The sequence below is a fragment of the Lentilactobacillus hilgardii genome, assembly GCF_009832765.1.
In the GTDB taxonomy this organism is placed as follows: Bacteria; Bacillota; Bacilli; order Lactobacillales; family Lactobacillaceae; genus Lentilactobacillus; species Lentilactobacillus hilgardii.
On the sequence record NZ_CP047121.1, the window covers coordinates 3,023,340 to 3,038,972 of the forward strand.

Genomic DNA, 15,633 nt, shown 5'->3' on the forward strand with positions numbered 1-15,633 from the left:
TTTTAACTGAAAACAGATTATCATAATAGTCACAGAAATGCAAGGAGTAAAAGTCGATGAATAAAAATTATACGAGTACCAGAAATGATTCAGTATCCATATCAGCCAAAGAAGCAATCAAAAAAGGATTCGCCGATGACAAGGGATTATTCGTTTATCCGGATCTTGGTAATGATCAATTGGATTTAGAAAAAATCCTTACCTTGGATTATAAGAATATTGCCAAAACCGTCCTGGCCAAATTGCTACCGGATTTTTCCAAAGGTGAAATCAACGACAGTGTTGATAACGCGTATAGTTCAAGCTTTGACTCTGACAAAATCACCCCAGTAGCGGCCGTTGATAATTTCCACATTTTGGAACTTTTCCATGGCCCAACCAGCGCATTTAAAGATGTCGGCCTTCAACTATTGCCCCAGCTGATGAAGCACGTTTTAACCGATGATAATAAGGTCATGATTCTAACTGCAACTAGTGGCGATACCGGAAAAGCTGCTTTAGAGGGATTCAAGGATCTTAAAAACATGGGAATCATCGTCTTTTATCCCGATGGCGGCGTCAGCAAGATCCAAAAACTACAAATGATTACAACTGGTGGTAATAATACTAAAGTGGCCGCCATCAAGGGTAATTTTGATGATGCTCAAACAAATGTTAAATTAATTTTCAATGATAACACACTAAAAGAACAATTAGGAAGCACCGTTAGTCTTTCAAGTGCCAATTCAATCAACATTGGCCGGTTGATTCCTCAGGTCGTTTATTATTTTGATTCTTATAAGCAGCTTGTAGAAGATGGCACCATCAAACCAGGTGATAAAGTCAATTTCACTGTTCCAACCGGCAACTTTGGTGATGTTTTGGCAGGTTACTACGCTAAACTATTAGGATTACCGGTCAATAAATTTGTTGTCGCATGTAACGAAAACAATGTCCTGGCAACCTTCTTCGAACATGGTATTTATGATCGAAATCGACCATTCTTCCAAACCGTTGCGCCAAGTATGGACATTCAAATTTCAAGTAACTTTGAACGATTGCTTTATTATAAGAGCGGCGAAAATAGTCAATACGTTAAGCAGCTAATGGACGATCTCGAAAATAATGGTAAGTATGAAGTATCAAAGGACGTTCTCAAAGCCATTCAGGAAGATTTCTATTGCGGCTACAGCACCGATAAAGAAATTGAGGAATCCATTAAAGATGTGTACGAAAAAGACGGCTATTTGATGGATCCGCACACCGCCGCCGGTTATAAAGTGATGCGTGACTATCAAAAACTTGACGATACACCAATGATTTTATTAAGTACCGCAAGTCCCTATAAATTTGTAAATGCCGTAGCAACGGCCGTTTTACCCGAAGAAGCAAACTCGGATAACGTTCTTCAAACAATGAAAGACCTGGCCGCAAAGACCAATGCGCCTATTCCCGAAAATCTTCAAAAGGTTTGGGACCTTCCGGTTAGACATGAAAGTGTTATTCAAAAATCAGATATGGAAAAATACGTCAAAGAACAGGTGGAGGCAGTATTCTATGATAAAGATCAAAGTTCCAGCAACTAGTGCAAATGTCGGCGTCGGATTCGATTGTATGGGTTTGGCAGTGTCTTTTTACTCAACCATCAGCTTTGAAGAAAGCTCGGAAAGATTAGAGATTGTTGGCTGTCCAAAAGAATTCCAAACTGAGGATAATTTAGTTTACGAAGCCTTCGTTAAGGGCTGCGATTATCTAGACAAGCCTGTTCCAAACGTTAAAATTTCAATTGACACAGACGTCCCCGTTGCCCGTGGTTTGGGCAGTTCTTCTGTTTGTGTTGTAGCCGGACTAAAAGCAGCAAGTGCCTGGTTTGATAACGCCATTTCAACTGATCAGCTTTTAGTACTTGCAACTGAAATGGAAGGTCACCCCGACAACGTAACACCGGCAATCCTTGGTGGACTCTGTGTTTCTTTCCTAGACGAGCAAAATCGACCAGTCGTTGTAAAATACGACGTTAACGAAAAGTTAAACTTCGTCGCTTTAATTCCAAATTACGAAGTTAGTACTCATAAAGCACGCAAGGTTTTACCAAAGACAATGAGTTATGCGGACGCCATTCATCAGGTAAGTCGATGTGCCGTTATGACAAAGGCATTGGAATTAGGTGATGCCCATTTAATTCATGAAGCCTGTGATGACCGTATGCATGAACCTTACCGGGCAAAATTAATTCCTGATTATGCGCAAGCAAAGGCCATTTCCGAGCAATCAAATGGTACTATGTATATTAGTGGTAGTGGTTCTACAATGATGGCGATCACACCCAACGAAAAATCAGCAGATGATATTTTAAAAAATGCCAAAGCCGCTTTTCCCGACTGGAAAATTCGGAAAATGGCCGTTGATCTGACTGGTGTGCAGAGTGAGGTAATTGAACGTGGAAAAGTACTACATCGTTGATAGTTCGATTTTGCCCGAATCTTTTGACAAGGTTATTCAGGCAAGACAATTGCTTGAAAGTGGCAAGGTCAGACAAGTCAGCGAGGCCGTAAAGATCGTTGGCATTAGCCGTGGTACGTATTATAAATATAAAGATTTGGTTTTTCTGCCGGAAGAAAATATGATCGATAGAAAAGCGGTCATTTCTCTCATGCTTGAAAATCGTCGTGGCATGCTTTCAAAGATTTTACAGACTGTGTCCGAATCAAGTGCCAGCGTCCTAACAATTAACCAAAACATCCCAATTCATAACATTGCCAGTATCGTGATTTCACTGGATCTAAGCCATCTAACCGGTACGGTTGATGATCTCCTGAATAATTTGAAACAGGTCAGCGGTGCAAGCAATATCCAATTGGTTTCAATCGAATAAACGTCATTAAGAAAACTTGATAACAATAAAAAAGCAGCGATCAAATGATTAAAATCAATGATCGCTGCTTTTATGCGATTAACCCCCACTATTTGATCTTTAAGCCGGCGTCAACATTATTTTGAATAAAAAGTATAGTAAAACAAGCACAATAACAACCCAAATGACCTTTCCCAAAGGATTGTTAGGATTAATTGTAATCCCAACACCCATTGACTTTGGTACAAATAGATCCTTAGAATCCCCATGGTAAAATGATTTCACTTTGAAGTAGCTTAGGGGCACCAATATCAATGCTAATACCATGATTAAAATGCCGATCATCTTCGCCTGCTCGGCCGAATGTAGATTCGTAATCGTGATTGATAGAATGATAATGAGTGCCAGAATGGCCAAAAGTGCGCCATCCAGCCAAGGTTTTTTTGATGATTTGTTGGTTTTTTGATCCAGATTCCTGTCTTGCTTCATCATAACCATCGCCTTTTCCCAATTGATTTTAAAAGCGGATATTTTTAAAACCAATCATTATTTGATCAAAGACTAAAACTAATTTAATTATCAAAATAAGTATATTCCGGACGTTAAAGAAATAACAGAAAATCAACTTTTCATAGGAACCTTTATTTGGATACCGTATTTTATATGATTAAACCGCCCTACATAATTAATATATGATTAGTAATTCGATCACGACCCCACCGATGATTTTTATGATGTATCTGTGTAGATAGTCATTGATTAGACCGTTGATATATCAAGCGTTTAACAATATAATTATCAATCAACGGAAACCCGATTTCATTTCGGTTTGCGATGATTATTTTAAAATAATTTGACAAATACTAAATTGCCTGCTATTTTTAATGGTGTTAATTTCATTAGATTTTAATACTGTTATCTAAACAAGTTGATTCGGAAAGTAGTTTCTAAACATTGTTCAGAGAGTTGGCGGCTGATGGGAGCCAATCTTTGTGAGGGAACGAAAATGGCCGATGATTGGTTGATGTGATCTTAATCGAAAGCATCAAACGGGCTGGTCTTCGTTATTAGACACACCATTTCTTACGAGAGATGGTTGATGAGACTTTTTTAGGTAACTGATTAAGTGAACTCAGAATGGTATCGCGTTTAAGCGCTTTTGTATTTTTATGACAGGAGCGCTTTTTTAGTACCTAAATTTTAGAGGAGTGATTTAAATGACAAAATTAGCAATCGTAACAGGGGCAGGACAAGGAATCGGTGAAGGTATCGCCAATCGTTTAGCAAAAGAAGGTTATGCAATTGCGGTGGCAGATATTAACCAACGAACCGCTAAGAAAGTTGCTAAACAGTTAAAGGATGACGGCTACAAGGCAAAGGCTTATTACGTAGATGTTGCTCATCGCAGTGAGGTTTTCGATTTGGTAAAAACAGCCGTTGAGGACTTTGGTGATTTAGCGGTCTTTGTAAACAACGCCGGCGTTGCGTTTATTGATTCTTTTGTAGACTCACAACCGGCCGATGTCGAGCGTCTATTCGATGTCAACCTAAAAGGGACCTACTGGGGAATTCAAGCTGCTGCCAAACAATTCATTAAACAGGGCAAGGGTGGTCGAATCGTCAACGCTGCTTCACTCGCCGGCGTCGAAGCTTCGGCGCTTCAAAGTGCCTATTCAGCTTCCAAGTTCGGAATCCGTGGGTTAACTCAAGCTGCTTCAAAAGAATTAGCCAAATATAAGATCACCGTCAATGCTTATAATCCAGGCGTTGTTCGGACACCGCTACGGGATGGCATTGACAAAAGAACTGCTGAAATCAAGAAAATTCCAATTAAAGAACAGCAAGCAAACGTTTTGACCGAAATCTCGCTTGGAAGAGAAGCCACACCGGAAGACGTTGCGGACGTTGTGTCATGGTTTGTATCGCCACACGCAAAATATATTACCGGCCAATCTGTTCAGGTAGACGGCGGCATGAGATATCAATAGTAAAAAAAACGATTTTAAGGGAAGTGTAAACATGGCAGAATCGACTCACCCAATTATCAGTCTTCAAGACGTCAGTGTTACTTTTCAATCAAACGGGAAGCCGCTAAACGCCGTGGATAAAGTTAATTTACAAATCCGTCGGGGAGATATTTACGGAATCATCGGTTACTCGGGAGCGGGAAAAAGTACGTTGGTCCGAACTATTAATTTATTGCAAAAACCAACTACAGGAACTGTAACAGTGAGTGATCAAGATCTTCAAAAATTATCTACGCCAAAATTAAGAAACGCCAGAAAAAAAATCGGCATGATCTTTCAGCATTTTAATCTTTTAAATTCAAGAACGGTTTTAAACAATGTTGAATACCCACTGCTCAGTCAAGCTATTGGTAAGCCTAAACGTCAAGCCAAAGCAAAGAAGTTACTTGAACTGGTTGGTTTACGGGAATTTGAAAACTCATATCCCGATCAACTCTCCGGTGGCCAAAAACAGCGGGTCGCAATTGCGAGGGCGCTTGCCAACGATCCCGATATTTTAATTAGTGATGAGGCAACCAGTGCCCTGGATCCCAAAACAACCAATGATATTTTGAAGCTATTAAAACATTTAAATGAAACACTCGGATTAACGATTGTCCTGATTACTCATGAAATGCAAGTGATCAAATCTGTTTGCCGGCACGTAGCGGTTATGGACGAAGGCAAAATTATTGAAAGGGGAGACGTAGCTGACGTCTTTTCAAATCCGCAACAAGCGCTCACCCAAAACTTTGTGGATTCCTCTGCCAACGTTACCGAAGCACTGGAACAAATCAAAGCTGATAAGAGTCTACAAAACCTTTCTAAAAATGAACGACTGCTATTCTTGAAATTCAAAGGCCAGGCAACCAAGCAATCATTGATTTCCGATCTGACCGAGCTTTATCATCTCAGTGCAAATATTCTATTTGGCAATATTGAAAGAATTGGTGCTACATCAATTGGCTACTTAATTATTATTCTTTCCGGTGAGACCAAACAGCTCGCAGATGGTATCAATTTACTGAACAAAAACGGTGTGCAGGTTCGCTTAATCGCAACTGGGAAGAAAGGGGAGAAAAATAATGCTCAAGCAAATATTTCCTAACGTGATTAATATTTGGCCGCAATTTTTACAGTCAATTTGGGAAACAATCTATATGACATTTTGGTCTTCCCTTATTGCGGGAATAAGCGGTTTAGCAATAGGCATTGTACTGGTTATCACCCAAAAGGGCGGCATTGCAGAAGATCCATATGTGTATAGTCTGACTGATAAAATTGTCAATTTTTTGCGGTCAATTCCATTTATTATTCTACTAGCTGTGATGTTTCCAATCACTAACTTCATTGTCCACACCACCGTTGGAACAACCGCCGCATTAGTACCTTTGGTGGTAGGTATTTTCCCATTTTACGCCCGTCAAGTTCAAAATGCGCTCTTGGAAATCGATCCCCAGGTCATCGAAGCTGCTCGCTCAATGGGCTCCAGTACAACTGAAATTATTTTTCGAATTTACCTGAGAGAGGGCCTTCCTGATTTGATTCGTGCGTCGATTGTGACCGTTATCAGTTTAATCGGATTAACCACAATGGCCGGTGCAATCGGATCAGGCGGTCTTGGAGATATAGCCATCAGTATTGGTTATGCCCGTTTTGAAAATGATGTAACCGTTGCGGCCATGTTAGTTATTTTAGTATTAGTGTTCCTGGTTCAAATTATCGGCGATTGGTTCGCTAAAAAAACAGTTCATTTATAAAAATTAATAGTATAGGAGAAACACAATGAAAAAAGGCAAAGGAATTATCATTACCATTATTAGTATCATTGTTATTATCGGTATTATATTTGGTATTCATACCCTAACAGGTAACTCGACAAAATCTTCAAATACAACAATTACCGTTGGCTCGCAAGGATCAGATTACGATATTTGGAATCACATCGCCGCAAGTAAACAGGCAAAAGAATTAGGACTAAAAATTAAAACCAAACAAATTACCGATGGCGTTCAGTTAAACAACGCAACCGCGCAGGGAAGCGTGGACGTGAATGCCTTTCAATCCTACTCATATTTGGAAGCATATAATAAAGAACACAAAAACAGTCAATTAGCTGCCCTAGGCACCACTTACTTGGAACCACTCGGTATTTATTCAGATAAATATAAGCGCATTAGTAAAATCCCCAATGGCGCAACAGTTGCTATTGCTAACAACCCCGCAAACACAGCCAGAGGACTCCTACTGCTGCAAAGTGCCGGTTTAATTAAATTGAAGAAAAATTTTGGTGCCCTTGGCAATACAAACGACATTGCGTCAAATCCAAAACATCTCAAATTTAAAGAAATCGATGATACTACCGGTCCGCGTGTCCTACATACGGTCGACGTTGTCCTAATTTCAAACACCGTTGCACTTGAAGGTCACTTAAACGTATTAAAGGATTCAATTTTCCACGAAAAAATTGACATCAGCACACGAAGTAACATCAATGTGCTTGCAACTGCTAAAAAGAATAAAGACAACAAGAACTACAAAAAACTGGTTAAGCTCTATCATGAACCAGCTATTCAGAAATATATCAAAGATAAATATGATGGCACTAAAGTGGAGGTTCAAAAACCACTGTCGTATCTAAAATAGTCGAACGCAAAAACCGCAACCTGGAAATCAATCTCGATTGCGGTTTTTATTTTAAAAATAATTGCGAACGAAGTCATAGAATGCCATTAACGGCCAAATTGCCACCAGTGTTTCTTTTTTCGCGGTGCAGCTTGATAACTGCTGCCATCACTTGAAAGAACCTGATCTGGACGGTAGCTATCAGAAACTTTTGTTGCCTGCTGGGTATTTTCGGATTGTTTTTGGTTGTCACTTGATTGATTGGTTACGTTTTCTTCGATTGTCTTGGTTTCCGATGAATTCCCCATCTTATTCTGAAGCTGTTTTAACTTATTTTGAACATCAAGCTGTAAGCGTTGTGATTGATCCAATAATTGATGCAATTCGCGAATTTGCTTATCCTTTTCCTCAATCTGTTTACGTTGATCTTCAAGCGTCTCAGCTAACAACGCCGTGGTATCTTTACTATTCTTAGAATCTGCCGAAGCAGTTGCGTTACTTTCAGCCGAGTTTTCAGTACTGGATTCCGAATTCTTGAATTGTTCTTTCAAGACATCGACACCCTCATCTTTAATCAGGATTTTATTTCCCTGTTTAATGGTATATGTACTTCGAAACTCGTCATCCATATGTTTCCGGATTGCGGTTTTGGAAACTGCCAACTCATCTGCGAGTTCTTTGATAGTCAACGACATAACATCGCCCCCTACTACTTAATTTTTTGAATAAATATCTTTCAAAGTGACACACATATCATTATAGTGATTTAACCATAATTGAGCAAATAAAAATCGCAAACGCACTTGATGAGATTATACCAAATTTTATTGTAAAATTAAATTCGGATTAGAGCAACAATTGACAATCTCATCATTTTTGAGGTACACTACTCGCAGCGTCTGACGTTATTTAACACTATTTTATGTGAAATTGATATAATTCTACATAATATACTTTTAAAAAATATTTCAAATTATTCTTTAATTTAGACACAGAATTTGTTATTCTTAGACAATCGAAATTAGTGTTATTCGCCAGGCTAGACATGCTTAGAAAATATAGGAGTGAGTTCAATGAGCAATGTTTTTGCAAAGATGTTCCGTAAAGAGGATCCCTTGGTATACCAGGATAAGGATTCTCATCTTATTCGAAGTCTGACAACTAAAGACTTTTTAGCACTCGGTGTTGGAACAATTGTTTCTACATCAATCTTTACTTTACCCGGTGTTGTTGCCGCACAACACGCCGGCCCCGCCGTTGCACTATCGTTCTTATGTGCCGCAATTGTTGCGGGTATGGTCGCGTTTGCTTACGCTGAAATGGCTGCTGCCATGCCATTTGCCGGGTCCGCCTATTCATGGATCAACGTGGTTTTTGGTGAATTTTGGGGTTGGATTGCCGGCTGGGCATTACTAGCCGAATACTTCATTGCCGTCGCGTTTGTTGCTTCCGGGCTTTCTGCAAACTTTCAAGGTTTGATCTCGCCGCTGGGATTTAAATTACCCGCCACATTATCGACAGCCTCGACCGGTTCCAATGGTGGATTGATGGATTTGTTTGCGATTATCGTTATTCTATTGGTTACCACCTTGCTCTCACGAGGTGCATCGCAAACCGCACGTGTCGAAAACACATTGGTTGTTTTGAAAGTTATTGCTATTCTGGTCTTTATTTTTGTTGGTGCAACCGCAATTAAAACCAAGAACTATACACCATTTATTCCGAAATATCATGTCAATGCAGATGGTTCTGCCTTTGGTGGTTGGCAGGGTATTTATGCCGGCGTTTCGGAAATCTTCCTGGCATATATCGGATTTGATTCAATTGCTGCCAACTCGGCTGAAGCTAAGAACCCACAGAAAACAATGCCCCGTGGTATTTTAGGCTCACTGTTCATTGCCGTGTTCCTGTTCGTTGCCGTTGCATTAGTACTTGTCGGCATGTTCCGTTACTCTGATTACGCAAATAATGCGGAACCGGTTGGCTGGGCACTGCGTCAAAGCGGTCACGAGATTATCGCAACTGTTGTTCAGGCCGTTGCTGTTGTGGGTATGTTCACTGCCCTGATTGGCATGATGCTTGCAGGTTCACGACTTCTTTATTCATTTGGTCGTGATGGCTTGCTTCCAAAGGCCCTCGGTAAGTTAAGCAATAATTTACCAAACCGTGCTTTAATCGTTCTGACAATTATTGGAATTGCATTGGGTGCTTTCTTTCCATTTACTTTCTTAGCTCAGTTGATTTCAGCCGGAACCTTAATCGCGTTCATGTTCGTATCAATCGGAATCTATGCACTTCGTCCTCGCGAAGGAAAAGACATCCCGGAACCAAGTTTTAAGATGCCGCTTTATCCGGTTCTACCTGCCCTTGGATTTTTAGGCGCTTTGGCCATCTTTTGGGGACTTGACATTCAGGCTAAAACCTATGCACTAGGCTGGTTTATCTTCGGAATGATTATCTACTTTGGTTATGGTATGAAACATTCCACTGCAACTATTGATAAAGAAAACGAAGAAGCAAGAAAAGATTAACCTTATTTTTAAACACAGCATGCGTTACTACAGGAAATCGCTATCATTTCCTGTATACTTAAGATAGACGTGATTAAAAACATTGGCATCTCGCAACTTTTTGCACATTGTGTTTGAATTGTTCGCAATGCCAATGTTTTTTACATATATACTAAGGGGACGTGATTTTCATGAGTAATTTAGAGAAAGCATCTCGCTTGATTGATGAAGAAAACAATTACTATGCCCGCTCTGCAAGAATTAATTATTATAATTTAGTCATTGACCATGCTCACGGTGCAACGCTTGTAGACGTTGATGGCAACAAATACATCGACCTGCTGGCCAGTGCCTCTGCAATTAATGTTGGCCATACAAATGAGCGAGTGGTCAAGGCCATCAGTGACCAAGCCCAAAAACTAATTCATTATACACCGGCATATTTTCACCATGTACCGGGAATTGAATTATCAAAAAGATTAGCCGAAATTGCACCTGGAAATTCACCTAAGATGGTTAGTTTCGGTAACTCCGGTTCGGATGCCAATGATGCCATTATCAAATTTTCCCGTGCTTATACCGGACGACAATATATCGTTTCCTACATGGGATCCTATCATGGATCAACCTATGGCTCACAAACTTTGTCAGGTACCAGTTTAAATATGACGCGAAAGATTGGCCCAATGCTTCCTGGGGTTGTCCATGTTCCGTACCCAGATCTTTATCGCCGTTATAAAGGTGAGAGCGAACACGACGTTGCTATGCGTTACTTTGATTCTTTTAAAGCACCCTTTGAATCTTTTCTTCCTGCGGATGAAACTGCTTGTGTATTAATTGAACCCATTCAGGGTGACGGTGGTATTGTCAAGGCCCCGGAAGAATACATGCAACTGGTTTATAAATTCTGCCACGATAATGGCATTTTATTTGCTATCGATGAAGTCAATCAAGGGCTTGGTCGAACCGGTAAAATGTGGGGCATTCAACAATATAAGAATATTGAACCTGATTTAATGTCTGTTGGAAAATCACTGGCTTCAGGAATGCCTCTCAGTGCCGTTATCGGCAAGAAGGACGTCATGCAGAGCTTGGATGCTCCTGCCCATCTATTTACCACCTCTGGTAATCCCGTATGCTCTGCGGCTTCTTTAGCCACCTTAGACGTCATTAAGGATGATCACCTGGTCGAAAAATCAGCTAAGGACGGCGAATATGCAAAACAACGTTTCCTTGACATGCAAAAACGCCACCCAATGATTGGTGACGTTCGAATGTGGGGGCTTAACGGCGGTATTGAACTTGTCAAAGATCCCGAAACAAAGGAACCAGACAATGACGCAGCCACCAAAGTCATCTACTACGCTTTTGCCCATGGCGTTGTTATTATCACGCTGGCAGGCAATATCTTGAGGTTCCAACCACCTTTGGTCATTCCCCGTGCACAATTGGATCAGGCGCTTCAAGTCCTTGACGATGCATTTACTGCTGTTGAAAGCGGAAATGTCACGGTTCCAAAAAATACAGGTAAAATTGGCTGGTAATTAATGGTCGTTTAAATTTAAAAACATGCCTTCAAATCAATTGACTGATTTGAAAGCATGTTTTTTAGTATTTTCATATAGATTAAACTTTAATTTGATTCCTTAATCCCCTAAGTGTGACATATAATCCTATCGCACACAATACATTAATGACAATATCAATAATTGCGATGATGAGAACCGGCCAATGGTTTGCAAATGAAACAACTACCATGCCAATACTTCCCATAATAGTACCACCCGCACTATAAAGTGATGAAGCCGATCCATTATCGTTTTCTTGTTGTTTTAAGATAAGATAAGTCGCAGGTGGTCTACTGGCCGAGCTGGCTAACGTTGCAGGAAGTTCAGTAATCGCAAACAGATATGGATTATTCAGACCAAATCCCAGAATTAAAATACCACCAATAATCCCAAGGAAAAAGCAGGCATATAAAATAACCATCCGATCAATGTACTTTGATAACCGAATATAAAGTAAAGGCCCTATCAACATCCCAATCGCATTGAAGGCAAAAAAATAGCTAAATGCTTGGCTGCTTAAGCCAAAGTGTACTTGAAAAATATAGGATGAGGATGAAATAAAACTTAACGAAATAATCGAAACAGCTGAGAAGTTAATCAACATTGCCGAAAAAGGAGGGTTTTTCATCAAAGCACCCAGTCGACCCAAGGAATGAAGAACACTGATACTTTCTTTTGACGTATCATGTGTTTCTTGAAAAATAACGGCGCCTAAAACCACTATCAATCCTAATAAGGCTTGGGTAAAGAAAATTCCCCGCCAAGAAATAAACGTTAGGAGCAGCGACCCAAGCACAGGAGCCAATGCCGGAGAAATAACCACCATCGATTGAACAATTGCCAGCGTTGTTTCCTGCTTCCGCCCAGTATAAACATCCTTAATAACGGCTGTGGCAATGGTTGTTGCCACGCCACCTCCAATAGCCTGAAGAACTCGAAATAAAATGATTTCAAACGCTGAAGTTGCAACTCCGCACAAAATACCAGCCAGCATATAAATTGTTAATCCGATAAGCAAAATCGACCGCCGACCATATCGATCACTTAGAGGTCCCCAAATTAAAGTTGCAACACTATAGAAGACAAAAAATAGAATCAAGGTTAGATTCATTGTGATTTCTGAAACATTAAAAAACGTTGTCATTGTCGGTAATGCTGGTAAATATAAATCGGTTGATAGTGGTACAAAAGCACTTAATAAAGCCAGAAAAATAATGAAGCCCACATTACCCATTCGTGGTTGAACTTTTTCAGAACTCATTTGAAACGCCCCCTATGATTGGCTTTTTGCCATTCCATATTAAAAACTGTTTCCCCCGTTGCACCGTCAATTTCCGTAGATGTTTTAATGAACCCCTGATGGATATAAAAATGAAAGGCAGCTTTATTCTTCTCATAGACAGATAAAGATAATTTGGATCGACTCCTTTTTGCCGTGTCTAATAATTGACGGCCAATTCCACGGGACCTAAATCGCTTATCAACAAATAACCCAGCTATATAAGTCCCGGAAATACCTAAAAAGCCGGTAATCGTTTGCCCTTGGGTTGCGATAAACAGCTCCGCTTCACCCAGCTGTTTCTTAACCGCAACATAGTTTGACAGCCAATAATCCTTGTTAATGAATGAATGTGCCTCCAAATTGGCTGTCAGCCAAATCTCAGCAATTTTATCCAGTTCTTTTCCAGTCATTCCGGTTCGATGAATCACCATGATTTAATACTCGCTTCCAGTTAGTCATTATCGTTTATTGTACAACGGAACGAAAGGATTTTGGTTCATAAAGCAATTTATGAAAATTATTCAAAAATAAACCATCTTTATTCGGATTTCGTGTACAATATGACTAAATAGGAACTTTTTAATTGAAAGGATGACTACTTATGCCTATTCATCAAAACTCTGTATATTTAGCTTCCCCGTTCTTCAGCGACGGTCAAAAAGATCGTATCGCAACAGTCGTTTCATTGCTCAAACAAAACTCAACTATTGATTCTGATCGCATTTTTATCCCTCAAGATCACCAATTTGAGCAGGAACCATTTGGAAGTTTTAAATGGCAGGATGCCGTTTTTGCTTCAGATATGCGTCAGGTTCGCAAAGCAGATGTCGTCGTTGCAATTCTTGATTACCAACTTGAAGAAGGATTGACGGAACCGGATTCCGGTACGATATTTGAAATTGGTGCCGCTTACCAGGCAAATGTACCGGTCATCATGGTTCAATTTGGCAATAACGGCCAACTGAATCTTATGCTTGCTCGAAGCTATACCGCTTTCTTTAATGGCAAAGATGATGTTACTGATATCAAAAATTATGATTTCAATAACTTGGAAACCAGATACACAGACAAAAAGGTATTGTAATAGAAGTTTATATCATATACAAAGGGATGGTTTGCGAGTATGGTTCGCAAACCATCCCTTTGTACTAAATACCTCTTAAGCCAAAAAGATCCGACCAGATAACTGAGCAAACTCAGTTATCTAATCGGATCCGGTTTAAGATTATGTGTAGTGTATAAAACACTGATGATACATTATGCTATATCAAAAAATGAAAATTTAAATTAAAATGATTGGTATTTTCAAATTAATTATTATGAATTGAGCTTTCTGAACTTGGAATTGGCTCTTTAGCAAACTTGGAAATTGCCCAGCTGCCAAGAAGACCAATAATCATGAACGGCAAGAAATCAAGTCCAACACTATAGAGTGGAATTGTATTTGAAGCCCATGAATCAATATTTGCAAATAATGACATCTTTGCGAATACGGGTGGCAAATTATGAATCAAATCAAGAATGGCCGGAATCATCGTCAAAGAAATGGTGCTTCTATAAATTAGCTTTCGCCGACCAATAAGTGGACGCATAATTCCTAAGATAATCAAAGCAATGGCCAGTGGATACAAGAAGCTTAGGATTGGTGAGGAATATAGAATGATTTGATCCAAACCAAAGTTTGCAATTGAGAAAGAAACAATTGTCGCAAAAATCAAAAACTTATGATAACCGATTCTTGGAAAACGACGGCCCCAGTCTTGCGAAAGTGACGTAATAAGTCCGATTGACGTTGTTAGGCAGGCCATCAGTGTTAAAGCAGCCAGAATTGATGCACCAGCCATACCCGTATAGTGTTGCATAATCGTTGTAAATGCAGTACCCCCATCGGCACTCAACTTAGTGTATGACAAACTCGAAGCACCCAGTGCAATCAGGAAAATATAGATTAAAGCTTCAAATCCCATTGTTAAGGCACCGATTTTAGCAACTGATTTTGAACGATCATGATTATTATTTTGACCAAATAATTTCAGAGCGGTAACGATAGTAACTCCGAAGCCTAACCCAGCTAATGCATCCATCGTATTGTAACCTTGTAAGAACCCATTAATTAATGATCCGGTACCTTTTCCGGCTGTTGGAAGAAGATTCATGCTGCGCATATCGTTGCCCTTCAAAAAGAATGCAACAAAGAACAAAAATGCTAACAAGAGAACCAGGATAGGATTTAAAATCTTACCAACATTTCTGGTAATTTTATTTTGATTATAGGCGAGTGCTAAGGTAGCACCAAAGAATAACAGTGAGAAGATCAGCAAACTCATTTGCGTCCATGCTTTTGGGATAAACGGCTGAATCCCCATTGAAAATGTAACCGTAGCGGTACGTGGTGAGGCAATAAGCAAGCCCAGTGAAGAATGGGTTAAGATCAGGAATGCCAACGCAAAAATTTTTCCTGCGGGCAAGGCCAAATCGTACATGCTATTACTCTCAGTCATGCTGATTGATAAAATCGATAATAATGGCAAACAAATTGCGGAAACCAAAAAACCAATTGCGGCCGGTAACCAGTTTGTACCAGCCATTTGCCCTAGATGAATCGGAAAAATCAAGTTTCCGGCACCAAAGAACATACCAAACAATAAAGATGCTGTAATAATATATTGCTTACGCGTTAAATTAATTCTTTTATCCATATTGCAATTCCTCCTACTAAAAAATGAAATAATCTAAGTTTAAAAATAAATTCTGACAACAAAAACGTCCTTACCTGTTTTTTACAACAGCTAAGGACGTTTTTCACGTG

Annotated in this window: 15 protein-coding genes and 2 other annotated features (1 of these 17 cut by a window edge); of the genes, 10 read left to right on the top strand and 5 right to left on the bottom strand. The window is 39.7% G+C overall.

The window, feature by feature from the left end; all coding sequences use genetic code 11:
* Nucleotides 1-56 precede the first annotated feature (56 nt).
* Genes thrC through GQR93_RS14320 form a run of 3 tightly spaced genes read left to right on the top strand, consistent with a single transcriptional unit; the run spans nt 57 to nt 2,854 of the window.
* Nucleotides 57-1,565, top strand: a complete 1,509-nt coding sequence (gene thrC / locus GQR93_RS14310; RefSeq protein WP_003550885.1) for a threonine synthase — start codon at nt 57-59, stop codon at nt 1,563-1,565.
* On the top strand, nt 1,537-2,442 hold the full coding sequence (gene thrB, locus GQR93_RS14315; protein WP_003550886.1) for a homoserine kinase: 906 nt from the start codon (nt 1,537-1,539) through the stop codon (nt 2,440-2,442). The genes thrC and thrB overlap by 29 nt, the downstream gene beginning before the upstream one ends.
* Complete coding sequence (locus GQR93_RS14320) at nt 2,420-2,854, top strand: ACT domain-containing protein (RefSeq protein ID WP_003550889.1); 435 nt, start codon at nt 2,420-2,422, stop codon at nt 2,852-2,854. The genes thrB and GQR93_RS14320 overlap by 23 nt, the downstream gene beginning before the upstream one ends.
* Nucleotides 2,855-2,953: 99 nt before the next feature.
* Here GQR93_RS14320 and GQR93_RS14325 read toward each other — a convergent pair whose 3' ends face one another.
* Nucleotides 2,954-3,325 (bottom strand): XRE family transcriptional regulator, encoded by a 372-nt coding sequence (locus GQR93_RS14325; protein ID WP_225430360.1) that lies wholly within the window; start codon nt 3,323-3,325, stop codon nt 2,954-2,956.
* A 427-nt stretch (nt 3,326-3,752) separates the two neighbouring features.
* Nucleotides 3,753-3,997 (top strand) — a binding site (T-box leader).
* A gap of 53 nt (nt 3,998-4,050) precedes the next feature.
* On the opposite strand from GQR93_RS14325, the gene GQR93_RS14335 reads away from it, so the two are divergent.
* From GQR93_RS14335 to GQR93_RS14350, 4 genes are read left to right on the top strand one after another with little or no spacing between them, the layout of a single operon-like run.
* A complete protein-coding gene (locus tag GQR93_RS14335; protein ID WP_003550893.1) occupies nt 4,051-4,821 on the top strand; it encodes an acetoin reductase in 771 nt (256 codons plus the stop codon).
* Nucleotides 4,822-4,852: 31 nt separating this feature from the next.
* Entirely contained in the window at nt 4,853-5,947 is a 1,095-nt protein-coding gene (locus GQR93_RS14340; protein WP_003550894.1) for a methionine ABC transporter ATP-binding protein, read from the top strand.
* A complete protein-coding gene (locus tag GQR93_RS14345; protein ID WP_003550896.1) occupies nt 5,925-6,599 on the top strand; it encodes a methionine ABC transporter permease in 675 nt (224 codons plus the stop codon). Before GQR93_RS14340 ends, GQR93_RS14345 begins: the two co-directional genes overlap by 23 nt.
* 25 nt (nt 6,600-6,624) lie before the next feature.
* Nucleotides 6,625-7,485: a MetQ/NlpA family ABC transporter substrate-binding protein gene (locus tag GQR93_RS14350; RefSeq protein WP_003550898.1), complete on the top strand. Its 861-nt coding sequence runs from the start codon at nt 6,625-6,627 to the stop codon at nt 7,483-7,485.
* A gap of 86 nt (nt 7,486-7,571) precedes the next feature.
* Here the strand turns inward: GQR93_RS14350 and GQR93_RS14355 are convergent, their stop codons facing one another.
* Nucleotides 7,572-8,159, bottom strand: coding sequence for a hypothetical protein (locus GQR93_RS14355; RefSeq protein WP_003550901.1), 588 nt, complete (start codon nt 8,157-8,159; stop codon nt 7,572-7,574).
* 378 nt (nt 8,160-8,537) lie between these two features.
* On the opposite strand from GQR93_RS14355, the gene GQR93_RS14360 reads away from it, so the two are divergent.
* Entirely contained in the window at nt 8,538-9,995 is a 1,458-nt protein-coding gene (locus GQR93_RS14360) for an APC family permease (RefSeq protein WP_003550903.1), read from the top strand.
* A 170-nt stretch (nt 9,996-10,165) separates the two neighbouring features.
* On the top strand, nt 10,166-11,518 hold the full coding sequence (locus GQR93_RS14365) for an aspartate aminotransferase family protein (RefSeq protein ID WP_003550905.1): 1,353 nt from the start codon (nt 10,166-10,168) through the stop codon (nt 11,516-11,518).
* An 82-nt stretch (nt 11,519-11,600) separates the two neighbouring features.
* Here the strand turns inward: GQR93_RS14365 and GQR93_RS14370 are convergent, their stop codons facing one another.
* Complete coding sequence (locus tag GQR93_RS14370; RefSeq protein WP_159298819.1) at nt 11,601-12,803, bottom strand: MFS transporter; 1,203 nt, start codon at nt 12,801-12,803, stop codon at nt 11,601-11,603.
* Nucleotides 12,800-13,255, bottom strand: coding sequence for a GNAT family N-acetyltransferase (locus GQR93_RS14375; protein WP_003550910.1), 456 nt, complete (start codon nt 13,253-13,255; stop codon nt 12,800-12,802). The genes GQR93_RS14370 and GQR93_RS14375 overlap by 4 nt, the downstream gene beginning before the upstream one ends.
* A gap of 170 nt (nt 13,256-13,425) precedes the next feature.
* Between GQR93_RS14375 and GQR93_RS14380 the strand changes: the two genes are divergently transcribed.
* A complete protein-coding gene (locus GQR93_RS14380) occupies nt 13,426-13,908 on the top strand; it encodes a nucleoside 2-deoxyribosyltransferase (protein WP_003550912.1) in 483 nt (160 codons plus the stop codon).
* A 226-nt stretch (nt 13,909-14,134) separates the two neighbouring features.
* On the opposite strand, the gene brnQ is transcribed toward GQR93_RS14380, so the two are convergent.
* Nucleotides 14,135-15,523: a branched-chain amino acid transport system II carrier protein gene (gene brnQ, locus GQR93_RS14385; RefSeq protein ID WP_003550914.1), complete on the bottom strand. Its 1,389-nt coding sequence runs from the start codon at nt 15,521-15,523 to the stop codon at nt 14,135-14,137.
* 89 nt (nt 15,524-15,612) lie between these two features.
* Nucleotides 15,613-15,633 (bottom strand) — a binding site (T-box leader) (it continues 242 nt past the right edge of the window).